The following is a 20,472-nucleotide window of genomic DNA, read 5'->3' as shown; positions in this document are numbered from 1 at the left end:
GCTCTCATCCTCCCGTTTGCCGGCCGAGCCGACGCAGGATCTCACCCGCCTCGGCCACCGCGCCGTCGACGATCTGCGCCACCGTGGGCAGGTCGTGGATCATGCCCACCACCTGTCCCGACGCTAGCACTCCCGCGTCCGTCCGGCCTTCGACCAGTCCCGCCCGCAGCAGCATCGGGGTGTTGGCCGCCATGACCAGCTGGCTCCACGTCAGATCGTTGCCGTGCTTCATCGCGAAGCCTTCTCGCAGCATCGCAACCGGGGACAGGCCGGTGATATTCCGGAAGCGCAGCGCGTTGCGCGCGGCCTGCGCCAGGCCGCGGATCCGGCCGGTGCGTTCGAGCTTCTCGACGAGGTCGGTGCGCAGCACGCGGTGCGGGAGACCGTCGACCCGCCTGGTGACGACCGTCCCGGTGAGACCCTGGTCGAGGTAGAGGCGCTTGACCTCGTCGGGGACCGTGCTCTCCTTGCTCAGCAGGAAGCGGGTGCCCATCGCGACCCCGGCGGCGCCGTAGGCGAGGGCGGCGGCGAGCCCGCGGCCGTCGAAGAAGCCGCCGGCGGCCACGACCGGGATGTCGACGGTGTCCAGCACCGAAGGCAGCAGCAGCGTGGTGGCCACGCCGCCGGTGTGCCCGCCGCCTTCGCCGCCCTGGACGATGACCGCGTCCGCGCCCCAGGCCGCGACCTTCTCGGCGTGCCGGGCGGCGCCGACCGACGGGATCACGACGACGCCGTGGTCCCGCAGTTTCGCGATCATCTCCTTCCGCGGCGCGAGCGCGAAGGAAGCCACCTTCACCCCTTCGCGGATCAGCAGGTCGACGCGCTCGCCGGCGTCGGCCGCGTCGGCGCGGAGGTTCACGCCGAACGGCTTTTCGGTCCGCTTCTTGACCTCGGCGATCGCCGCGGCCAGCTCGCCGAACGTCATCGTGGCGGACGCGAGGATGCCGAGGGCACCGGCTTCGGCGGTCGCCGAGACCAGCCGCGGCCCGGCGACCCAGCCCATGCCGGTCTGGACGACGGGGTGCTCGACGCCGGCCAGCCGCGTCAGGGCCGTCTTCACGCCGGGACTTCCCTGTCCCGCAGGCCCTTCGGGTCGACGACCTCGCGGATCAGCCGCAGCTCTTCGCCGGTCGGCTCGCGGCTGGTCCCGGTGCCGGTGAAGTCGATCTCGAACGTCGTCGCCGCGGTGACTTCGTCGCGGGTGACGCCCGGGTGCAGCGACACCGCCCGCATCGCGTGGTCCGGGCCGCCGAAGTCGAACACCCCGAGGTTCGAGACGACCCGGTGGACGTCGTGGTACTTCTGCGCCGCCGGGCCCGCCTTCGCCGCGTTGTCGTAGCCGACACCCGACACGACGTCGACGCTCTCGACGAAGACCCGGGTGCTGTGCCGGGGCACCCAGTAGCTGGTGCGGTGGTTGACGGTGTTGCCGGGCGCGCCCCGGACCCCGAGCAGCTGTTTCGCGGGGCGGGCGTGGTCGCCGATGGCGGAGATGTTCTGGTTGCCGTACCGGTCCAGCTGGTTGGCGCCCATGACGACGTGCCGGCGTCCGTGCGGGACGATCGTGTCGAGCATCTTGCGGAACGGCTGCCAGCCCTCGACGACGCCGTCGGGGGTCGTCAGGGAGGCTTCGCCGTCGGACATCAGCAGGTCCGGCTCGAAGGTCAGCCGCGCGAGTTTCGCGCCCAGCTGCGGGACGAGGCCCATCGGGCTGGCCAGGATCTCGCCGTCGCCGCGGAACACCTCGCCCATCGCCACCACGGCGATCTCGGCCCGGGTCGCGCTCATGCCGCCTCCGCTCCGAACTTGTCCACTTCGGACAGATATCGCCGCTCGTCACCGGACAGGAACCGGTCCACGAACCCCGGCCACGCGTCCAGGTCCTTGGCGCAGGCCGCGTAGTGCCGCTGGAACCGTTCGTCCCGGCCGTAGTCCGGCGCCGCCGTGGTGAAGTGCGCCCCGCGCGGCGCCGCCACGACCCCGTCGACGGCGCCGCGGGTGAGCAGCAGCGACTGCACCGGCCCGGCCGCGGTCAGCTCCGCCGTCTCGACGACCTTCTCCACCGACACGAAGCACCGGTCCGCGGCCAGGCCGAACAGCTCGTCGAAGTACGGGTCCGGGCCGAGGTACTGGGCGTTGCCGCGGGCGTCGGCGCGGTTGAGGTGCACCAAGGCGACGTCCAGGTGCTGCGCCGGGACCGCGACCAGTTCCTCGCCGTCCTCGTACGGCGAACGCACCGTGCGGAGGCCGGGGTTGGCGCGCATGACTTCGGAGCCGAGCCCCGCGCGGGTCGGCAGGAACGGGAGCCGCTGCACCGCCGCCGACAGCGCGGTGCCGAACATGCCTTCGTCGTACTCGGTCACCTCGATCGCCCCGGTCTCGCGGGCGCGGCCGAACCAGGGGTCGTACGGAATCGAATCCAGGGTGACGAACCCGAACACGACCCGCTTCACCTTCCCCGCCGCACACAGCAGGCCGACGTCCGGGCCGCCGTAGGAGACGACCGTCAGGTCCTTCACCGGGGTCCGCAGGATCGCCCGGACCAGCGCCATCGGCTTGCGCCGGGAACCCCAGCCGCCGATCCCGACGGTCATGCCGTCCTCGAGCTCGGCCGCCACCTCGTCGGCGGTCGTGCGCTTATCGGCCATTCAAGAACTCCTCGCGGGCTTCGTCGGACGCGCCGAGCAGGTTGAGCTCGAAGGTGAAGCCCTGCTCGAAGCGGTAGCTGCGGTGCACCTGCTGGACGTCGATGCCGTTGAGGGCCGCTTTCGCCGCGCGGATGACCCGCGGGTCCTTCTTCGCGATGTCCCGGGCGATCTCCAGGGCCGCGTCGTCGAGCCCGGCGCGCGGCACCACCCGGTAGACCGAACCGTGCGCGTGCAGCTCGGCGGCGGTGATCTTGCGGGCGGTGAAGTACAGCGTGCGCATCAGGTGCTGCGGCACCAGCCGCGCCAGGTGCGTGGCCGCCCCCAGCGCTCCCCGTTCCACCTCCGGGACCCCGAAGGTGGCGTCTTCGGAGGCGATGATCACGTCGGCGTTGCCGGCCAGCCCGATCCCCCCGCCGAGGCAGAAACCGTGCACCGCGGCGACCACCGGCACTTCGCACTCGTAGACGGCACCGAACGCCGCGTAACAGCCCCGGTTCGCGCCGACCAGGGCGTCGAACCCGGCGCTGCGCTGGATCTCCTTGATGTCCACGCCCGCGTTGAAGCCGCGGCCTTCGGCGCGCAGGACCACGACGTGCACCTCCGGGTCGCGGCCCGCCAGCGTGATCGCGTCGGCGAGGTCGAACCAGCCCCGCACGGGCAGCGCGTTGACCGGCGGGAAGTCGACCGTGACGACCTCGACGTGGCCGTCGCGCTCGGTCCGGATGCCCATCAGCTCGCTCCGTAGACGGGTTCGGGCCCGGGCGCGCGCTCGAGCAGGTCCTGCACCACCGCGCCGAGTTCCGCCGGGTCCCAGCGCTCGCCCTTGTCCACGGCCGGGCCGTGCCGCCAGCCCTGCGCCAGGGACACCTTGCCGCCTTCGACCTCGAACACCCGGCCGGTGACGTGCGCGGACTCCTCGCTGCCCAGCCAGACGACCAGCGGCGAGACGTTCTCCGGCGCCATCGCGTCGAACCCGCTCTCGGGACGCGCCATCGACGCGAACACCGCTTCGGTCATCCGGGTCCGCGCGGCCGGCGCGATCGCGTTGACGGTGACGCCGTAGCGGGCGAGTTCCGCGGCCGCCACGACGGTCAGCCCGGCGATCCCCGCCTTCGCCGCCGAGTAGTTGCCCTGCCCGACGCTGCCCAGCAACCCGGCACCCGAACTCGTGTTGATCACCCGCGCGCTCGGCGTCCGGCCCGCCTTGGCCTCGGCGCGCCAGTGCTCGGCCGCGTGCCGCAGCGGCGCGAAATGCCCCTTCAGGTGCACGCGGATCACCGCGTCCCACTCGTCCTCGCCGAGGTTGACCAGCATCCGGTCCCGGACGAACCCGGCGTTGTTCACCAGCACGTCCAGGCGGCCGAAGTTCTCCAGCGCCGTCCCGATCAGCTCGCGGGCCCCGGCCCAGTCGGCCACGTCGGCGGTGTCGGCCACCGCCTTCCCCCCGAGGTCCTCGATCTCGGCGACGACTCCGGCGGTCGCGTCCCGGTCCACGTCGTTCACCACGACCGGCGCGCCTTCGGCCGCGAACGCCAGCGCGTGCGCCCGCCCGATGCCGCGCCCGGCGCCGGTCACCACGACCACCCGGTCCTGGCACAACCCGCTCACGCATCCTCCCGATGGTTGACGTCGGCCGCGGCGAGGAACGCCGGGACCTCACCGCCGCCGTGCACGCGCAGGGTCGCGCCGGAGACGTAGGAAGCCAGGCCGGAGGCGAGGAAGGCGGCGCAGTGCCCGATTTCCGCCGGCTCGGCGAGCCGGCCCAGCGGGACGGTCTTCCCGACCGCTTCAACGGCGGCCTCGCTGCCGTAGTGCAGGTGCGCCTGCTCGGTCCGCACCATCCCCACGTCCAGGGCGTTCACCCGCACCTTCGGCGCCCACTCGACGGCCAGGCTCGCGGTCAGGTTGTCCAACCCGGCCTTCGCGGCGCCGTACGCCGCGGTGCCGGGCGACGGGCGCGTCCCGCTCACGCTGGAGATCATCACGATCGACCCGCCGGTGTCCTGCCGCTGCATCACCGCGTTGGCGTGCTGCGCGACCAGCAGCGGGGCCAGCAGGTTGAGCTGCACGATCTTCTCGTGCAGGCGCGGCGACACCTCGGCCGCCGGCCCGTACGGCGCCCCGCCCGCGTTGTTGACGACGACGTCCAGGCGGCCGTGCCGCTCGACGATCCCCTCGACCAGCGCGGCGACCTGCGGCTCGTCGCGGACGTCGCACGCGGCGAACTCCGCCTCGGTGGGCGCTTCCCGCCGCGCGCACACCACGACCCGGGCGCCGTGGGCGAGGAACACCCCGGCGATGCCCCGGCCCACGCCGCGGACGCCGCCGGTGACCAGCACCACCGTCCCGGCCAGGCCCAGCTCCGTCTTCACCGGCACACCACCTTCCGCCCCCAAAACTAGAACATGTTCTCGCTGGGGACAAGGTCGGGAGCCGGGCCGGGCCGCCTCTTACACGTCGGGCGGGGAGAACTCGTTCCGGGCGATCCGCAGCCCGGACGCGCGCAGTGCGGCCTGCATGGCGAACCGGGCGTCGGGATCGTCGAGGCGATCACCGAAGGCCTGCTTCAGCTGCCGCACGCGGTAGCGGACCGTCTGGGGGTGCACCGAAAGGTCGACGGCGATCTTCTCGGAGTTGCCACCGTTCTGCAGCCAGGACAGCAGGGTCTCGCCCAGCCGGCGGCGCGTGCGCTCCGGGAACTGGTCGAGGGCGGCCAGTTCCCGCCGGGCGACCTGGCCGGCCAGCGGGGAGTCCGACAGCAGCCACAGTTCCATCAGGTGCTCGGTGCACCACGTCACCGGGGTGTCCGGGAGCGCGCCGTCCGCCACCAGCCGCAGCGCGGTGCGGGCCCAGCGCAGGGAGTGCGCCGCCGCGCCCGGCTCCGTCGGCGGCCCGACCGCCACGCGCGTGCCGAGCCGCGTCAGGGCCCGCGCGTCCACCGGGGCGGGCACCAGCAGGTACGGCTGCGGGGGATCGAGATCGGCCAGGACGTCGGAGCCCCAGGAGGTGCTCACCGCGGTTTCGGCGGCGACCGCCGCCACTTCGCGCGGCACCGGCCAGCCCGCCGCCGCCGCGAGTTCGGCCAGCACCGCGTCCGGGACGGCGCCGGGCCCGGTCAGCAGCCGCAGCAGCCGCCGCCGCAGGCCCGCCCGGGTGCCCTCGATCTCCGCCCACGTCTCGCGGTGGCCGCGGCTCGACATCCGGGCGAGTTCGTCCGCGTACCCGAACAGCATCTCGGCCAGCTGCGCCATGGCCGCCGACGACAGCCGGTGCCGACGGCCCAGCCGCATGATCCAGCGCCAGCCGACCCGGGTGCCCACGCGGTAGGCGGCCTGCAGGTCGTCGAGCGTCCGGCCTTCGCGGGCCTCGCCGACGCCGAGCCGGCGGCACGTCTCGTACAGCCGTTCGCGGGAGGCCAGTGGATCCTCGACCAAGTCCACGAAGAGCTCGACGGCGCACTCGACGGCGTGCCGCGTCACGCGGCCGTAGGAACCGTCGCCCGGCCGGGCGTAGACGGGCACCGCCCGCAGGACTTCCCGGACGATCCAGTCCGCCAGCGCCGGCAGGGCCGGGCGCATGAGCGCGGCCAGCTCCCGCCGCCGGAGAACTTCTTCGCCGACGTCCCGGGGAGCCGGGACCGGTTGCCGAGCACTGTCGCGGGACACCAGGGTTCCTCCACCGGGGACGGCGATCGGAGCTCTTTCGGGGGTCCGGGTGGCGGAGCCCCCGGCCCGGGGCGATGCCCCGGATGTCATGGAGCGTGCTTTACCGGACAGTAAAGCAAGGAGTCCGTACAGTACACCTCCATGAGCCGGCAGAGTCCTCCTGATCGATCCAGCGCTCGCCGCAGCCCGGCCGCCCGGCCCACCGACGACGAGCTGCTCGACGCCGCCCGCGCCGTGTTCGCCGAGCGGGGGTACGCCCAGGCCACCATGGGCCTGATCGCGGACCGCGCCGATTCCACCAAGCCCACGCTCTACGCGCATTTCGGGGACAAAGCCGCCCTTTTCCGCACCACCGTCCGGCGCGAGGTCGCCGCGTTGCGCGCCTGGGTGATCAGCGCGTACGAAACGACGCACGGACGTCCGCTGGAGGAACGCGTCCGGCTGTCGGTGATGGCCATGTTCGGCTACGCCGGCGCCCACCCGGAGAGTTTCCGGCTGCTGTTCGATTCGGCCGTCGACGAGATGTCGAACGAGCGCCGCGCGCTCGCCGATTCCATCGCCACCCACGTGATCGGCCAGGTGCGCGAGCACCTGCTCGCGCACGGGCGCCCGGTCGGCCCCGGCGCGGACCTGCTCGGGGCGATGATGGTCGGCCTGGTCGGACGGGCCGCGATGCACGTCTCGCACTCGCCGGGGGTCGACCCGATCGCCGCGGGCGAACTGGCCACCGGGTTCGTCATGGCCGCGCTGCGCGGGCTCGATCCCGCGCTGCTGGAGCGGTTCGACCGTCCCGCGCAGGCCCGGCTGGCGGAGCCCCCGGCCCGGGGCTGAGCCCCGGACGGCACCGCCCGCACGCGGCCGGGCCGTGCGCCACCTGAGCGTCCACACCGGACCGTTTGTCACCGGCTGAACAATTCTCGGGCCGCCGGAAAATCACCTCTTGCCGGGTTCGTCGAGCACTGCGACGCTGCGTTCACCGCAAGCGACGCACGTATTCCCGTCCCCCACGGAAAGCGCTTGCCGACCCCTTTCCCACAACGAGGTGTGATCAGCCATGATTCGCGTCCCCCAGAAACGCCTGCTTTCCGCCGCAGCCGCCGTCGGCCTCGCCGTCGCCGGGCTCACCGTGGCCGCCGCGCCGGCCGCCTCGGCCGCGCCGTGCACCGACATCGACGTGCCGGTGGCCCGCGGCACCGGCGAACCCGGCACGCTGGGCCTCATCGTCGGCGACCCGGTCTTCTCGGCCGTGCAGAACCGGCTGCGCCCGCGATCGGTGAGCGGCTACCGGGTCGACTACCCCGCCGACCTCGGCCAGCCCGCCTCCGTGCAGCGCGGCAACACCGACCTGGTCAACCACGTGCGGACGCAGGCCGCGGCCTGCCCGCAGCAGCGGTTCGTCCTCGTCGGCTATTCCCAGGGCGCCAACGTCGTCGACAACTCGATCGGCATCAGCAGCGCCGGCGCGGTCGTCGGCGGCCCGATCGCCGCCACCATCCCGGCGGACCTGGCGCCCCGGATCGCGGCGATCCTGTTGTTCGGCAACCCGATCCGCGCGATCGGCCGCTCGGTGACCGGCACCTACGCCGGCCGCACCAAGGACTACTGCGCCTTCGGCGACCCGGTCTGCCAGGCGGGTGGCCTCAACATCCTCGCCCACCTGAGCTACGGCGGCGAAGCCGGCGACGCGGCGGCCTTCGCCGCGAGCAAGGTCTGATCCGCACCGACGGCCCGGGAAGGCCACCTCGCGGTGTCCGAGGCGGCCTTCCCGGATTCCCTCAGCAGTTCGCCGGCGCCGGATCCCCGGCGAACCGCTGCACGATCCACTGGTGCGCGGCGGCGCTGCCGGTGAGGATCCCGCTGGCGTGCTCGCCAGGGTAGGTGATCCACTGCTCCCGCACCCCGGCCGCGCAGTACGCCCGGTGCAGCGTTTCCGCCTGCGGGGTGTTGACGATCTCGTCGTTGCTGGCGTGGTACTGGAACACCGGCACCCGCGGCGGGTTCGCGCCCAGCTTGTTCTGCGCCAGCCGCGCCTGCCACTGCGGCGTTCCCAGCGGGTTCGACGTCGTGTAATCACTGATCTTCTTGAAGGAATAGTTCAGCAGCAGTTCCGCGGTGCACGCGTTCTTCTTCGCGTCGGCCAGCTGACGGCGGCCGGTGTCGTTGAGGAACGAGTCGAGCCGCAAGTCCGGGTACGCGGCGTCGAGCCCGACCGCGGCGAAGGCGAGGAACCCGAACCCGAGGTAGCCGTCGAGGCCCTTGGCGACCTCGGTCAGGTCGGCCGGCACGCCGCCCGCGACGACGCCGACGACGTTCAGTTCCGGCGCGTACGTGGGCTGCTTCTCCCCCGCCCACATCGATCCACCGCCGCCTTGCGAGTAACCCTGGAAGATCACCTTCGCGGTCTTCGAGAGCCGCGCGGACGGCAGGTCCTGCGCCGCGCGGACCGAGTCGATCACCGCCGGCCCCATGGACTGGCCGGTGATGTAGGGGGGCACGGTCGACGGCGAGTAGCCCTCGTAGTCGGTCACCGCGACCGCGTAGCCGCTGGACAGCGAGTCGTTGATGGCGGGCTGGTCGTAGAGCGTGCCGCGTTCCATCGCCTTGGACGCCGTGCACTTGAACGCCGGGCCCTGCGTGCCGACCGCGTAGCCGACGATCGGCGCCTTGACCGGGTCCACGCCCTTCGGCACCAGGATCGTCCCGGTCACCGCGTTCCGGCTGCCGAGCGCGTTGGTCGACAGGTACATGACCTGCCAGGCGTCGGCGTTGAGCACGTTCAGCAGCGGTACCGCCGGCCGCCAGCGGATGACGTCACCCGGCTTGCCGGCGGGCAGCGGCGAGGGCGGGGTGTAGAAGGAGTCGTCGAACGGTCCCGGCAGCAGTGGCGCCGCACCGGCGGGCGGGCTCGCGGCCGCGACGCCCAGCGCCACCAGGCAGCAGGTCAAGAGCGCCGAAAGCACGGCGCGACAACGGGCAGGCTTCACCACAACCTCCATCGGGGAAAGGGAACCGCTCAGGCCGGGAGGCCGAGCGCGCCGGCCAGGACCGGCCAGGACTGGTGCAGGGCCCGCTGCCAGTACGGCCAGCTGTGGGTGCCGGACCCGTAGTAGTCGACGGTCACCGGGATGCCGGCGGACTGCAGGCGGTCGGTGAAGCTGCGGGACGACAGCAGCGCCGACGGCTCCAGGACGTCCGACTGCCCCGGCGGGTCGAGCGGACCGGTCTGCCCGTTGCCGCAGGAGACGTAGAGCGCGGTGCCGCGCAGCTGGTCGACGTGGTCGTACGGGTTGTTGGCCGACCAGATCGGCCGCATCCCGAACGAGTCGCCCCAGAGCTCGAGGTAGTTGAAGATCCCGGCCCGGGCCAGGATGCCGATGATCCAGACCGGGATGCCGGGGAAGAGCGTGTTGGGCACGCCGCTGTAGGACGCGGCCGCGCCGAACATGCCGGGGTGCTTGAACGCGTAGGCGATCGCACCGTACCCGCCGATCGAGAGCCCGGCGACCGCGCGGCGCGTGCCGCCGCGGTACCCGCGTTCGACGATCTGGCGCACTTCGGCGGTGTGGAAGGTGTCCCAGTCGGGGGTGTTCTTCAGCCCGAAGTTCCACCACTTCGTGTACATCCCCGCCGGACCACCGGTCGGCAGCACGACCAACGCGTCCTTGGCCGCGGTGAACGCCTTGACGTCGGTGAACTGGTCCCACGAGCGGTAGTCGACCGGCTCGCAGCAGCCGTGCAGCAGGAAGAGCACCGGCCAGGTCCGCGTGGGCTGCGCCGCCCAGCCGGACGGCACGATCAGCCGCACCAGCCCGGTGGTGCCCAGCGCCGGCGAGCTGATCTCCAGGTCGGCGGTCCGGGAGTCCAGCCAGGTCTCCCGGACGACCTTCGCGCCGTCGTCGGCCACGGCCGGGCTCGCCTGGGCGGGCGCCACCCCGGCACCGGCGGTCAGGAGGACGACGGACAGCGCCAGCGAGGCGATCCGTTTCATGAGGACTCCTCAGAGGGGGATGTTTCCGTGTTTGCGGGCCGGCAGGCTCTGCCGTTTGGTGCGCAGCATCCGCAGCGCCCCCGCCACCTGGAGGCGGGTCTGCGACGGCGTGACGACCTGGTCGACGTACCCGCGTTCGGCCGCCAGGTACGGGCCGCCGTGCCGTTTGCGGTACTCGCCGGTGAGCCGGCGGTGGGCCGGCTCCTGCTCTTCCGGCGGCAGTCCGGCCAGCTCACGCCGGTAGAGCACCCGGACCGCGCCTTCGGCGCCCATCACCGCGATCTCCGCGGTGGGCCAGGCCAGCACGACGTCGGCGCCGAGGTGCTTGGAGCCCATCACCGCGTAACCGCCGCCGTAGGCCTTGCGGACGACCACGGTCACCTTCGGGACGGTCGCCTCCGCGTAGGCGTAGATCAGCTTGGCGCCGCGGCGGATGATCCCGCCGCGTTCCTGGCCGGTGCCCGGCAGGTAGCCGGGGACGTCGGCCAGGGTCAGCAGCGGGATCGAGAACGCGTCGCAGAAGCGCACGAACCGCGCGGCCTTCTCCGACGCGTCGATGTCGAGCACGCCGGCCTGGTGCCGCGGCTGGTTGGCCACGATCCCGACGGTGTGGCCCTGCACCCGCCCGAAGGCGCAGATCATGTTGGGCGCGAAGGCGCTGTGCACCTCGGTGAACTCGCCGTCGTCGACGAGCCGGACGATCAGCTCGGCCATGTCGTAGGTCCGGTGCGGCGAGTCGGGCACCAGCCGGTCGAGCTCGAGGTCGGCGGCGGTGGGCCCCGGGCTGGTTTCGTCGGCGTACGCGGGCGCGGGGTCGAGGTTGTTGGCGGGCAGGAAGCCGAGCAGGGTCTGCACCCAGTCGATGGCGTCCTGTTCGTCGGCGGCCCGGTGGTGGGCGTTGCCGGCCACCTCGCTCTGCACGGCCGCGCCGCCGAGTTCCTGCGCGGTGACCCGCTCCCCGGTGACGGCGTGCACGACGTCCGGGCCGGTGACGAACATGTGCGAGGTTTCGTCGACCATCACGGTGAAGTCGGTGATGGCGGGTGCGTAGACGGCACCGCCGGCGCAGGGGCCCATGATCATCGAGATCTGCGGGATGACGCCGGAGGCGTGGGCGTTGCGGCGCCCGAGTTCGGCGTAGTACGCCAGCGAGACGACGCCTTCCTGGATCCGGGCGCCGCCGGAGTCGTTGATCCCGACGACCGGGCAGCCGATGGTCGTCGCCTGGTCCATCAGCTTGAGCACCTTTTCGCCGGAAACCTCGCCGAGGCTGCCGCCGAAGACGCTGAAGTCCTGGGAGAAGACGCAGATCCGCCGCCCGTCGACGGTGCCGTGCCCGGTGACGACGCCGTCGCCCCACGGCCGGTTCTCGTCCGTCCCGAACTCGGTGCACCGGTGCCGCGCGAACTGGCCGGCCTCCACGAAGGAGCCGGGGTCGAGCAGCAGCCCGATCCGCTCGCGCGCGGTCAGCTTCCCCTTGGCGTGCTGCCGGTCGACGGCCCGCTTCTCGGCGATGCGGACGGCTTCGTCCTGCCGCGCGGCGAGGTCGGCGATCCGGAAGGCGGTGGTCGGGGTCAGCTCGTCCATCACCGCACCACCGCCCCGAGCCGTTCGGCCAGCACCGCCACGTGCGGCGGGTCGATCATCGACACGTGATCGCCGGGCACCCGCACGACGTCGAGGTCACCGCAGTACTCGTCCCAGCCCAGGGTGTCGTCCGTGCGCAGGTACCGCGGGTCCAGTGCGGTGGTGAGCGGGTGCGGGTCCTGGGCGCGCAGCAGCACCACCCGCCCGTCGTAGCGCCCGGGCCGGTACCGTTCGGCCACCCGGGCGTCCACATAGGACTCGTACTGGTGCTTGAGGACGCCATCGCCCATGTCCGGCACCTGCTCGGCCAGCCGGGCCATGACCCAGCGGATCTGGGCGTCCTCGTCCAGTCTCGCCAGCTCCTCGCGGGGCACGGCGAACGGCACGCCGTAGGTCCGGGCGATGTGCTCGGCGAACCGGTCGAAGCGGTCCAGCAGCCGGTCGGCCGGGTCGCCGGTGGCGGGCAGCGGCAGGATGGTGTCGATGAGGAAGACGAGCTCGGCGCCGCCCAGGCGGCGCGCGGTCTCGTAGGCCAGGCAGCCGCCGAACGACCAGCCACCCAGCCGGTAGGGGCCGTCGGGCTGGATCTGCCGGATCAGCTCCGCGTACCGGGCGGCTTTGCCCTCGACGGTGCGGGCGTCGTCGAGGCGCTCGAAGCCGTGGACCGGCGGGCCTTCCGGGAGGAGCCGGGCGAGCTCGCGGTAGACGCTCGCGGTGCCGCCGGCGGGGTGGAAGAGGAAGACGGGCTCGTCGCCGACGCCGTCCCGCAGCAGGCGCACGGGCCCACCACCGTGCCCTTCGAGCTCGGCCCGCAGGAGGTCGGCCATCGCGGCGACGGTGGGCGTGGCGAAGAGCCGGTCTTCGCCGGGCACCGCACCAAGGTGCTCGGCGAACGCCGCCCGGAGCTGCCGAGCCTGCGCCGGACCGCCGGCGAAGGGCTCGTGGACGCCGGGTTCGGGGCCGCCGAGGACGGCACGCCAGTGCCGGGCGACCCAGCGTTCGGCGGGATCCCGCGGCCCGGCGACAACGGACGCGGCGGACACCGGCTGCTCGGGTGAAGCCGGACCGAACCCCGCCTGGTCAGCCAAACGGCCGGCGTGCTCCCGCCGCTCGGGTGAAGCCGGACCAACCCCCGCCTGGTCAGCCAAACGGCCGGCGAGCTCCCGCCGCTCGGGTGAAGCCGGACCAACCCCCGCCTGCTCGGCCAGCCGGCCGGCGAGCTCCCGCCGCTCGGATGAAGCCGGACCAACCCCCGCCTGGTCAGCCAAACGGCCGGCGAGCTCCCGCCGCTCGGGTGAAGCCGGACCGAACCCCGCCTGCTCGGCCAAATGGCCGGCCAGCTCCGCCAGACTGGCCCCCCGCAGCAGCAACGGGATCGGCAACGGCAACCCGAAGTCCCTTTCCACCGCGCCGCGAGCCCGCATCGCCGAGAGCGAATCCAGCCCCAGCCGGGTGAGCGGCACCGTCCGGTCGACCTCCGTCAGCCCCAGCAGATCCGCGACCAGCTCCGCCAGGTGCGAGGCGATCGCCGCGCGGGCCGCTTCCGGTGTCTTCGAACGCAGGGCTTCCAGTCCGTCCCAAGTGGACGATGACGGCCGCGGCGCGAAGAGCCCGAAGAACGGTCGCTCCCCCAGCCCGGGGAAGAGCTCCAGCACCGTTTCCGAGTCGACCCGGGCCACTCCGGTCGCCGCGCGGTCGCGGGCCAGCACGGAGTCCAGCGCCGACAGCGCTTCCTCGGTGCCGAGCGGTTCGAGCACCGGGTTGACCGAGCCGGCCGCCGCGCCGGCTTCGCCCCAGGCGCCCCACGCGATCGTCGCGGCCGGGAGGCCTTGGGCGCGGCGCCACGCCACCAGCGCGTCGGCCCACGCGTTCGCCGTCGCGTACGCGGCCTGGCCCGGCGAGCCGAACAGGGCCGCCGCCGACGAGTACACCAGCCACCAGTCGAGGTCGTGCCCGGCCGTCGCCTCGTGCAGGCGCCACGCTCCCAGCGCCTTCGGCCGCCAAGCCGTCTCGAGCGCGTCGGTACCGAGGCTGATCGCGGCGCCGTCGGCCAGGACGCCGGCGGCGTGCAGCACCCCGCGCAGCGGCACGCCCCCTTCGACGGCCGCCGCGACCAGGGCTTCCGCCGTGCCCGGGGCGGCGATGTCGCCGGGCACCACCCGGACGTCGACACCCAGCTGGGGATCGGCGGCGTGCCGGCTGTTCAGCACCAGCCGCGTCGCGCCCCGCTCCGCCAGCCACTTCGCCGCGACCAACCCCAGGCCGCCGAGGCCGCCGGTGATGACGTACGCGCCGCCGCGGACCGGCGGCCGCACCGGGTCGCCGAGGGCGGGACGGACCAGGCGCCGCGTGTACCGCACGCCGCCGCGCCAGGCGATTTCGTCGTCCGGCCCGTCCGCGCGGACCTCGTCCGGCAGCCGGTCCGTTCCGTCGACCTGGCTCACCCGCAGTTCGGGGTGCTCGAACGCGAGCACGCGCACGAGCCCGCGCAGCGCGGCCAGTCCGGGGTCGCCGCGCTCGCCGGGTTCGACGGCGTGCGCTCCGTCGGTCACCAGCCACAGCCGCGGCGCCACCGGCAGTTCGGCCAGCTCGGCGACGACGCCGGCCAGCGTCTCGACCAGCCGCGCCCCGCGCGCCGGATCCGGCTCGGCGGCGGCGCCGAGCAGGGCGAGGACCGCGGTCGGTTCCCCGTCGCGCAGCAGCTTCGCCAGCTCGGCCCGGTCGCCGAGGCGGACGGTCCGGACGTCCTCGCCCGGGAGCCCGCGGTGGTCGTCGGACAGCACGATCCACCGGTGCGCCCGCCGGGGCCCGCGGGGGCGCCCCCCGTTTTCCACATTACCGGCCGGCACCGACAGTTCCGGGGCGGCGGGCAGCGGCGCCGGCTGCCAGGCGGCCTCGTACAGCAGCTTCGCGAGGGCCGCGTCCCGGTAGCGGCGGCAGTAGACGTCGCGGAATTCGACCAGGACGACGTCGTCGGCGTCGACCAGCTGGACGCTGCCGAGCACGCCGTCGCCGGACTCCCCGAGCACGGCGTCCACCCGCACGCCGCGGCGCGGATCGCCGTCGACCACCACCTCCCTCACCGACAGCGGCAGGTAGAGGGCGTCCGCCTCGCCGACGGCCGCCGCCAGCGCGTGCAGGCAGGCGTCGGCGAGCGCCGGGTGCAGCACGTACGCCGGGTGGTCGGCGTCCGGCTGCGCGATCGACGCCGACGCGCGCCCGGGCGCGGCGGTCACCCGGCGCAGGCCGCGGAAGGCCGGGCCGTAGGACTGCCCCAGCTCGGCCAGCGCCCGGTAGACGTCGACCGGCTCGCCGTCGGTTTCCCCGAACGGCGCCGACGGCGTGCCGCCGGTGCCGATCCGCGCGGTGGCGTGCCGGACCCAGGGGCCGGGTCCGCTGTGGACGGTCAGCGCGGACCCGCGCAGCGTCGTGGTCACCTCGGTGTGGTCGCCGAGCGGCAGGACTTCCCGCAGTTCGAGGTCGTGGACGCGGCCGCCGGGGCCGGCCGCGGCGAGCGCGAGCTCCAGGAACCCGGTGGCCGGGAACACCGGGGTGTCCCCGACGGTGTGGTCGGCCAGCCACGGCAGCGCGGCGGTGCCGACGTCACCGCGCCACAGGTGGCCACCGCCGGGGTCTTCGACGTGCACGCCGAGCAGGGGGTGCGCGCCGCCGGGGCGGACGGTCCGGCGCGGCCAGAAGCGTTCGTGCCGCCAGACCGGGCCGGGCAGCTCGACCGGCGGCGTCTGCGGCCGGGCGGCCAGCACGCCGGGATGCCAGGTGCTTCGGAAGTCCGGGCGGCGGAGCTCCCGGCCCGGGGCGAAGCTCCGGTTGCCGCCGCCGAGCACGTGCAGCCGGGCGAGGCTGGTCAGGAACGCCGTCCGCTCGTCGATCCGGCGGCTGGCCGAGGGCAGGCCCAGCACGCCGGACTGCTCGATCGCCGCCAGGGCCACCGGGTGCGGCGAGATTTCGACGAACACGGTGTGCCCGTCGGCGGCCGCCGCGGCCAGCGCCTGGCTGAACCGCACGGGACGGCGCAGGTTCGCCGCCCAGTACTCGACGTCGAACGCGGGCGGCTCGCGCGGATCGTCGAGAACGCTGCTGTAACACCGGATGCCGGGCGTTCCGGGGACCAGTCCCGTCACCGCGGCGCGGAACGGGCCGAGCACCGGCTCGACGGCGGCGGAGTGCCCGGCACCCCCGACCGGCAGCCGCCGGGCGAGCCTGCCGAGGGCTTCGGCGTGCGCGACCACGGCGTCCACGCGGTCGGCGGCCCCGCTGACGGTGCACTGGGTCGGCGACGCGTACACCGCGATGGTGACGTCGGGAAATGCGGCGAGTTCGGCCGGCGAGAGCTCGACGAGGGCCATCGCGCCGCCCCCGCGTTCGTCGAGCTCGGCCAGCAGCCGGGCGCGCGCGGCCATGACCTTCAGGCCGTCGGCGACGTCGAGTGCCCCGGCGACGACGGCGGCCGCGACCTCACCCATCGAGTGCCCCAGCACGGCGGCCGGAACGACGTCGTGCGCCCGCCAGAGGTCGGCCAGGGCGAGCTGCATCCCGAACAGCGCGAGCTGGGTCGCGGCGAGGTCGGGCAGGTCATGCTCGAGGGCTTCCCGCAGGGAGAACCCGGCTTCGACGCGGAAGACGGGATCGAGGGCCTCGATCCCGGCCCGGAAGGCGGGTTCGGAGCGGAGCAGCAGCCGCCCCATCCCGGACCACTGCGAGCCGTAACCGGAGAAGACGAAGACGACACCCGGCTCCCCCTCGCGCTCCCCGGCCCCCGAGGACACGGATGTGGCGTTGGTTGCGTCCACCGCACCGGAAGCCACGTTGGGTGCGCCGAGCGCACCGGCGGCCACCTTGGGCGCGTCCACCGCCCCAGAGGCCCCCTTGGGTGCGCTGAGCCCACCGGCGGCCACCTTGGGCGCGTCCACCGCACCGAAGACCCCCTTGGGCGCGCTGAGCGCACCGGCGGCCACCTTGGGCGCGTCCACCGCACCGAAGGCCACATTGGGGCGCTCGACGCCGGCGGCCAAGTCGCGCAGGGCATCGACCACCTCGCCCCGGCTTTCGGCGACCACCGCCGCGCGGAGCGGCAGGTGCTCCCGCCGGTGCGCGAGCGTCGCCGCGACCGCATCCAGCGGTGTCTCGCTCTCCGCCAGCCAGTCCGCGAGCTCGCCCGCCCGTGCCCGCAGCACCTCCGCCGACCGGGCCGAGAGCGCGAACACCTGCGGGCCGCCGGCACCGGCTCGGGGCGGGAACGCCGCCGCGGGCCACTCCTCCAGCACGACGTGGGCGTTCGTCCCGCCGAAGCCGAACGCCGACACCCCGGCCCTGGCCGTCCCGGAGTAGCGCGGCCAGTCCCTCGTCGACTCGACCACCCGCAACGCCGTGAAGTCGATGTGCGGGTTCGGCTCGCGGAAGTGCAGGCTCGGCGGCAGCCGCCGGTGCGTCATCGCCAGCACCACCTTCAGCAGGCCGGTGATCCCGGCCGCGCCTTCGAGGTGGCCCAGGTTGCTCTTCACCGAACCCAGCAGCAGCGGACGGCCGGCGGCGCGCCCGGAGCCGAGCACGGACGCCAGCGCGCCCGCCTCCAGGGGGTCGCCCAGCGGCGTCCCGGTCCCGTGCGCCTCGACGTAGTCCACAGTGGACGCGTCGACGCCCGCAGTGGCGTAGGCGTCGCGCAGCAGCGCCGCCTGGGCCTGCGGGTTGGGGGCGGTCAAGCCGTTGGAACGGCCGTCGGAGTTCACCGCGCTGCCGCGGATGAGCGCCAGCACCCGGTCGCCCGCCTGGCGCGCCGCCCGCAGCGGCTTCAGCACGACCACGCCGCAGCCTTCGCCACGGGCGATCCCGTCGGCGCCGGCGTCGAACGGCTTGCACCGGCCGTCCGCGGCCAGCACCCCGGCCCGGTGGAACCCGGCGGTGATCCCCGGCGCGAGCAGGACGTTCACCCCGGCGGCCAGCGCGGTCTCGCTCTCGCCGCGGCGCAGGCTCTGCACCGCCTGGTGCACCGCGACCAGCGACGACGAGCACGCGGTGTCCAGGGTGAGGCTGGGCCCGCGCAGGTCGAGCAGGTACGACAGCCGGTTCGCCGCGATGCTCGCCGCCGCGCCGGTCCCGGACCAGACGTCGACGCCCGCGACGTCGGCCATCGTCAGCGAGCCGTACTCGGTGGCCGACAGCCCGACGAACACGCCGGTCCGGCTGCCGCGCAGGGTGGACGGCGGGATGCCGGCGTGCTCCAGCGCCGCCCAGACGACCTCCAGGAGGATCCGCTGCTGCGGATCCATCGCCTCGGCTTCGCGCGGGCTGATGCCGAAGAACTCCGCGTCGAACCCGGCGACGTCGGCGAGGAAGCCGCCGCGCGACGGGACACCGGCGAGGTCCTCGGCCGGGGCGAAGGTTTCCCAGCGACCTTCGGGGACGTCGCCGGTGCCGTCACCGCCCGCGTCGAGGAAACGCCAGAACGCGGCCGGGGACTCGATCCCGCCCGGCAGCCGGCAGCCGAGGCCGACGACCGCGATCGGCTCGCCTTCCTCGCGCAGCGGCACGTACGCCGACGCGGAATCCACAGTGGACAAGTGCGCGGCGAGGCCGGTGATCGTCGGGTACTGCCAGACCAGGGTCGGCGACAGCGGGCGGCCGGTGAACTCGCCGAGGTCGGCCGCCAGGCTCGTCGCGTCCCGTGAGGACAGTCCGGTCTCGTGCAGGGGCCGGTCGGGGTCCACGTCGCCGAGCCGCGCGATCAGCCACGCGCGGATCGCCGCGGCGTCCGGCGCGCTCATCCGAGCCGCCGCGCGGTGAACGCACCATCCAGGTAGGACACCCGGCACCGGGCCCGGCTGATCTTGCCGCTGGAGGTGCGGGGCACCTCGCCCGGCGGTAGGAAGACGACGTCGTGCAGGCGCAGGCCGTGCCCCGCCGACACCGCCGCCCGCAGGGCCGCCGTCGCCGCCACGAGGTCGGTTTCGACGTTCTTCGCGCGTTCCAGGACGACGACCGCGGCTTCCCCGCCGTCGCCGTCGATCGCGAAGGCCGCGGCCGAATGCGGCCGCACGGCCGGGTGTTCCTCGACGGTCTGCTCGATGTCCTGCGGGTAGTGGTTGCGGCCGTCGACGACGACCAGGTCCTTCAGCCGGCCCGTCACGAACAGCTCGCCGTCGAAGACGACGCCGAGGTCGCCGGTCGCCAGCCAGCCTTCGCCGGTGTCCGGATCGAGCGGGGGCAGGCCGAAGGCGGCCGTCGACGCCTCGGCCCGGCCCCAGTAGCCGCGGCCGACGTTCGGGCCGCTGACCCGGATTTCGCCGACCTCGCCCGGTTCGGCGGGCCGCCCGGTCGCCGGGTCGGTGATCAGCACCCGCTGCCCCACCGGGCGGCCGCAGGAGACGAGCGTCGATGCCGAAGCGCTCGCGGCGACCGGCTCCGCGTAGCCCGCGGCGAGCCGGGCCCGGTCGAACGTCACCTGCCGGGGCGGCTTCCCCGCGTCCGTCACGGAGACCAGCACGGTGGCCTCGGCCAAACCGTAGGAGGACCGGTGCACCTCCGGCCGCAGCCCGCATTCGGCGAACGCCGCGTGGAACTTTTCGATCGTGGCCGGCAGCACCGGTTCACTGCCGTTGATCAGCGACACCACCCGGCTCAGCTCGAGGTAGAGCTTGTCGGCCTCGGTGACGCGGGAAGCGCAGTAGGCGTAGGCGAAGTTCGGGGCGGCGCTGATCGCGCCGGGGCTGGCCGAGAGCGCGCGAAGCCAGCGCACGGGCCGTTCGAGGAAGGCCAGCGGGTCCATCAGGACCGACTCCAGCCCGCCGGCCATCGGCGCGCCGATGCCGAGGATCAGCCCCATGTCGTGGAACAGCGGCAGCCAGCTGACCGTCGACGTCGTCCCGCTTTCGGCGCCGTAGGCGGCACACGCCTGACGGGCGTTGGCGAGCACGTTCCGGTGGGTCAGCACGACCCCGGCGGGCGAGCGCGTCGAGCCGGACGTGTACTGCAGGTACGCCGGGGCGTCGGGATCGGGCGCGGGCCAGTCCCGCGTCCCGGCCGCGACCGGCGGCACGGCGTCGACGTCGACCACCGCCGGGCCGGGCGCGGCGCCGTCGAGGAACCGGGTGACCGCCTCGTGGTCCCCGGCCGTGGTCAGCACCACGCGCGGACCGCAGTCGGCGAGCGCCGCAGCCAGCCGGCCCGCGTGGCCGGGCAGGCCGGGTGCGAACAGCGGCACGGCGATCAGGCCCGCCCGCAGCGCGGCGAGGAACGCGACGACGTACCCGGTGGACTGCCCGGCCAGCACCGCCGCGCGCTCCCCGGGACCGACCACTTCGGACAGCCGGGCCGCCACCGCGCCGACCCGCTCGTCGAGCTCGCGCCAGGTGAGCGTGACCGCCTGGCCGTCGACGCCGTCGCGGTGGTCGAGGTGGGTCACGGCGACGCGGTCGCCGAGGCGGCGCGCCCAGTGACCCAGCAGGGTCGCGAAGGACTCGCCGGTGGCCGTGGGCAGACCGGTGCCGGGATCCGGCCGGGAAATGGTTTCCATGCATCCTCGCAGAGAGCGTTTACCGGCGCAGTGAATAGCCGCGCCGGTGCGGTT

14 protein-coding genes are annotated in these 20,472 nt (G+C 74.0%); 2 read left to right on the top strand and 12 right to left on the bottom strand.

The annotated features are described in order from the left end of the window. Positions 1–4 precede the first annotated feature (4 nt). The 7 genes from DV20_RS31975 to DV20_RS31945 form a co-directional block, all read right to left on the bottom strand. Positions 5–1,060, bottom strand: coding sequence for an NAD(P)H-dependent flavin oxidoreductase (locus DV20_RS31975; RefSeq protein WP_043786790.1), 1,056 nt, complete (start codon positions 1,058–1,060; stop codon positions 5–7). Then, positions 1,057–1,788 carry a CoA-transferase subunit beta gene (locus tag DV20_RS31970; protein WP_043786788.1) on the bottom strand — a complete coding sequence of 244 codons (732 nt, stop codon included), beginning with the start codon at positions 1,786–1,788 and terminating at the stop codon, positions 1,057–1,059. Before DV20_RS31970 ends, DV20_RS31975 begins: the two co-directional genes overlap by 4 nt. Continuing rightward, entirely contained in the window at positions 1,785–2,648 is an 864-nt protein-coding gene (locus DV20_RS31965; RefSeq protein WP_043786787.1) for a CoA transferase subunit A, read from the bottom strand. The genes DV20_RS31970 and DV20_RS31965 overlap by 4 nt, the downstream gene beginning before the upstream one ends. Next, positions 2,638–3,378 carry an enoyl-CoA hydratase family protein gene (locus tag DV20_RS31960; protein ID WP_043786786.1) on the bottom strand — a complete coding sequence of 247 codons (741 nt, stop codon included), beginning with the start codon at positions 3,376–3,378 and terminating at the stop codon, positions 2,638–2,640. The genes DV20_RS31965 and DV20_RS31960 overlap by 11 nt, the downstream gene beginning before the upstream one ends. Then, a complete protein-coding gene (locus tag DV20_RS31955; protein ID WP_043786784.1) occupies positions 3,378–4,256 on the bottom strand; it encodes an SDR family oxidoreductase in 879 nt (292 codons plus the stop codon). The genes DV20_RS31960 and DV20_RS31955 overlap by 1 nt, the downstream gene beginning before the upstream one ends. Continuing rightward, positions 4,253–5,020, bottom strand: coding sequence for an SDR family oxidoreductase (locus DV20_RS31950; RefSeq protein ID WP_043786902.1), 768 nt, complete (start codon positions 5,018–5,020; stop codon positions 4,253–4,255). The genes DV20_RS31955 and DV20_RS31950 overlap by 4 nt, the downstream gene beginning before the upstream one ends. A 78-nt stretch (positions 5,021–5,098) precedes the next feature. Beyond that, on the bottom strand, positions 5,099–6,313 hold the full coding sequence (locus tag DV20_RS31945; protein WP_235191034.1) for a helix-turn-helix domain-containing protein: 1,215 nt from the start codon (positions 6,311–6,313) through the stop codon (positions 5,099–5,101). Positions 6,314–6,454: 141 nt separating this feature from the next. Between DV20_RS31945 and DV20_RS31940 the strand changes: the two genes are divergently transcribed. Then, positions 6,455–7,144 (top strand): TetR/AcrR family transcriptional regulator, encoded by a 690-nt coding sequence (locus DV20_RS31940; protein WP_235191033.1) that lies wholly within the window; start codon positions 6,455–6,457, stop codon positions 7,142–7,144. Positions 7,145–7,367: 223 nt separating this feature from the next. Continuing rightward, on the top strand, positions 7,368–8,027 hold the full coding sequence (locus tag DV20_RS31935) for a cutinase family protein (RefSeq protein WP_051736217.1): 660 nt from the start codon (positions 7,368–7,370) through the stop codon (positions 8,025–8,027). Between the two features lie 61 nt (positions 8,028–8,088). Here the strand turns inward: DV20_RS31935 and DV20_RS31930 are convergent, their stop codons facing one another. From DV20_RS31930 to DV20_RS31910, 5 genes are read right to left on the bottom strand one after another with little or no spacing between them, the layout of a single operon-like run. Continuing rightward, positions 8,089–9,273, bottom strand: a complete 1,185-nt coding sequence (locus DV20_RS31930; RefSeq protein ID WP_200876543.1) for a lipase family protein — start codon at positions 9,271–9,273, stop codon at positions 8,089–8,091. A 53-nt stretch (positions 9,274–9,326) separates the two neighbouring features. Then, positions 9,327–10,301 carry an alpha/beta hydrolase gene (locus DV20_RS31925; protein WP_043786779.1) on the bottom strand — a complete coding sequence of 325 codons (975 nt, stop codon included), beginning with the start codon at positions 10,299–10,301 and terminating at the stop codon, positions 9,327–9,329. 9 nt (positions 10,302–10,310) lie between these two features. After that, positions 10,311–11,888 (bottom strand): acyl-CoA carboxylase subunit beta, encoded by a 1,578-nt coding sequence (locus DV20_RS31920; protein WP_043786778.1) that lies wholly within the window; start codon positions 11,886–11,888, stop codon positions 10,311–10,313. Next, the gene (locus DV20_RS31915; RefSeq protein WP_043786776.1) at positions 11,888–18,670 is read right to left on the bottom strand and encodes a type I polyketide synthase; all 6,783 of its coding nucleotides are present in this window, start codon (positions 18,668–18,670) and stop codon (positions 11,888–11,890) included. Before DV20_RS31915 ends, DV20_RS31920 begins: the two co-directional genes overlap by 1 nt. After that, positions 18,667–20,418, bottom strand: a complete 1,752-nt coding sequence (locus tag DV20_RS31910; protein WP_043786775.1) for a fatty acyl-AMP ligase — start codon at positions 20,416–20,418, stop codon at positions 18,667–18,669. The genes DV20_RS31915 and DV20_RS31910 overlap by 4 nt, the downstream gene beginning before the upstream one ends. Positions 20,419–20,472 lie beyond the last annotated feature (54 nt).

Origin of the sequence: Amycolatopsis rifamycinica, from assembly GCF_000695625.1 — a bacterium.
GTDB lineage: Bacteria > Actinomycetota > Actinomycetes > Mycobacteriales > Pseudonocardiaceae > Amycolatopsis > Amycolatopsis rifamycinica.
The sequence above is the reverse complement of the archived record's forward strand: the minus strand, read 5'-3'. Positions and strand labels throughout refer to the sequence as shown.

Bases quoted from the DNA above. Each gene is read 5' to 3' on its own strand.
- DV20_RS31970 (WP_043786788.1), bottom strand. From the start codon at position 1,788: ATGAGCGCGACCCGGGCCGAGATCGCCGTGGTGGCGATGGGCGAGGTG.
- DV20_RS31965 (WP_043786787.1), bottom strand. From the start codon at position 2,648: ATGGCCGATAAGCGCACGACCGCCGACGAGGTGGCGGCCGAGCTCGAG.
- DV20_RS31960 (WP_043786786.1), bottom strand. From the start codon at position 3,378: ATGGGCATCCGGACCGAGCGCGACGGCCACGTCGAGGTCGTCACGGTC.
- DV20_RS31940 (WP_235191033.1), top strand. From the start codon at position 6,455: ATGAGCCGGCAGAGTCCTCCTGATCGATCCAGCGCTCGCCGCAGCCCG.
- DV20_RS31935 (WP_051736217.1), top strand. From the start codon at position 7,368: ATGATTCGCGTCCCCCAGAAACGCCTGCTTTCCGCCGCAGCCGCCGTC.
- DV20_RS31925 (WP_043786779.1), bottom strand. From the start codon at position 10,301: ATGAAACGGATCGCCTCGCTGGCGCTGTCCGTCGTCCTCCTGACCGCC.
- DV20_RS31920 (WP_043786778.1), bottom strand. From the start codon at position 11,888: ATGGACGAGCTGACCCCGACCACCGCCTTCCGGATCGCCGACCTCGCC.
- DV20_RS31915 (WP_043786776.1), bottom strand. From the start codon at position 18,670: ATGAGCGCGCCGGACGCCGCGGCGATCCGCGCGTGGCTGATCGCGCGG.
- DV20_RS31910 (WP_043786775.1), bottom strand. From the start codon at position 20,418: ATGGAAACCATTTCCCGGCCGGATCCCGGCACCGGTCTGCCCACGGCC.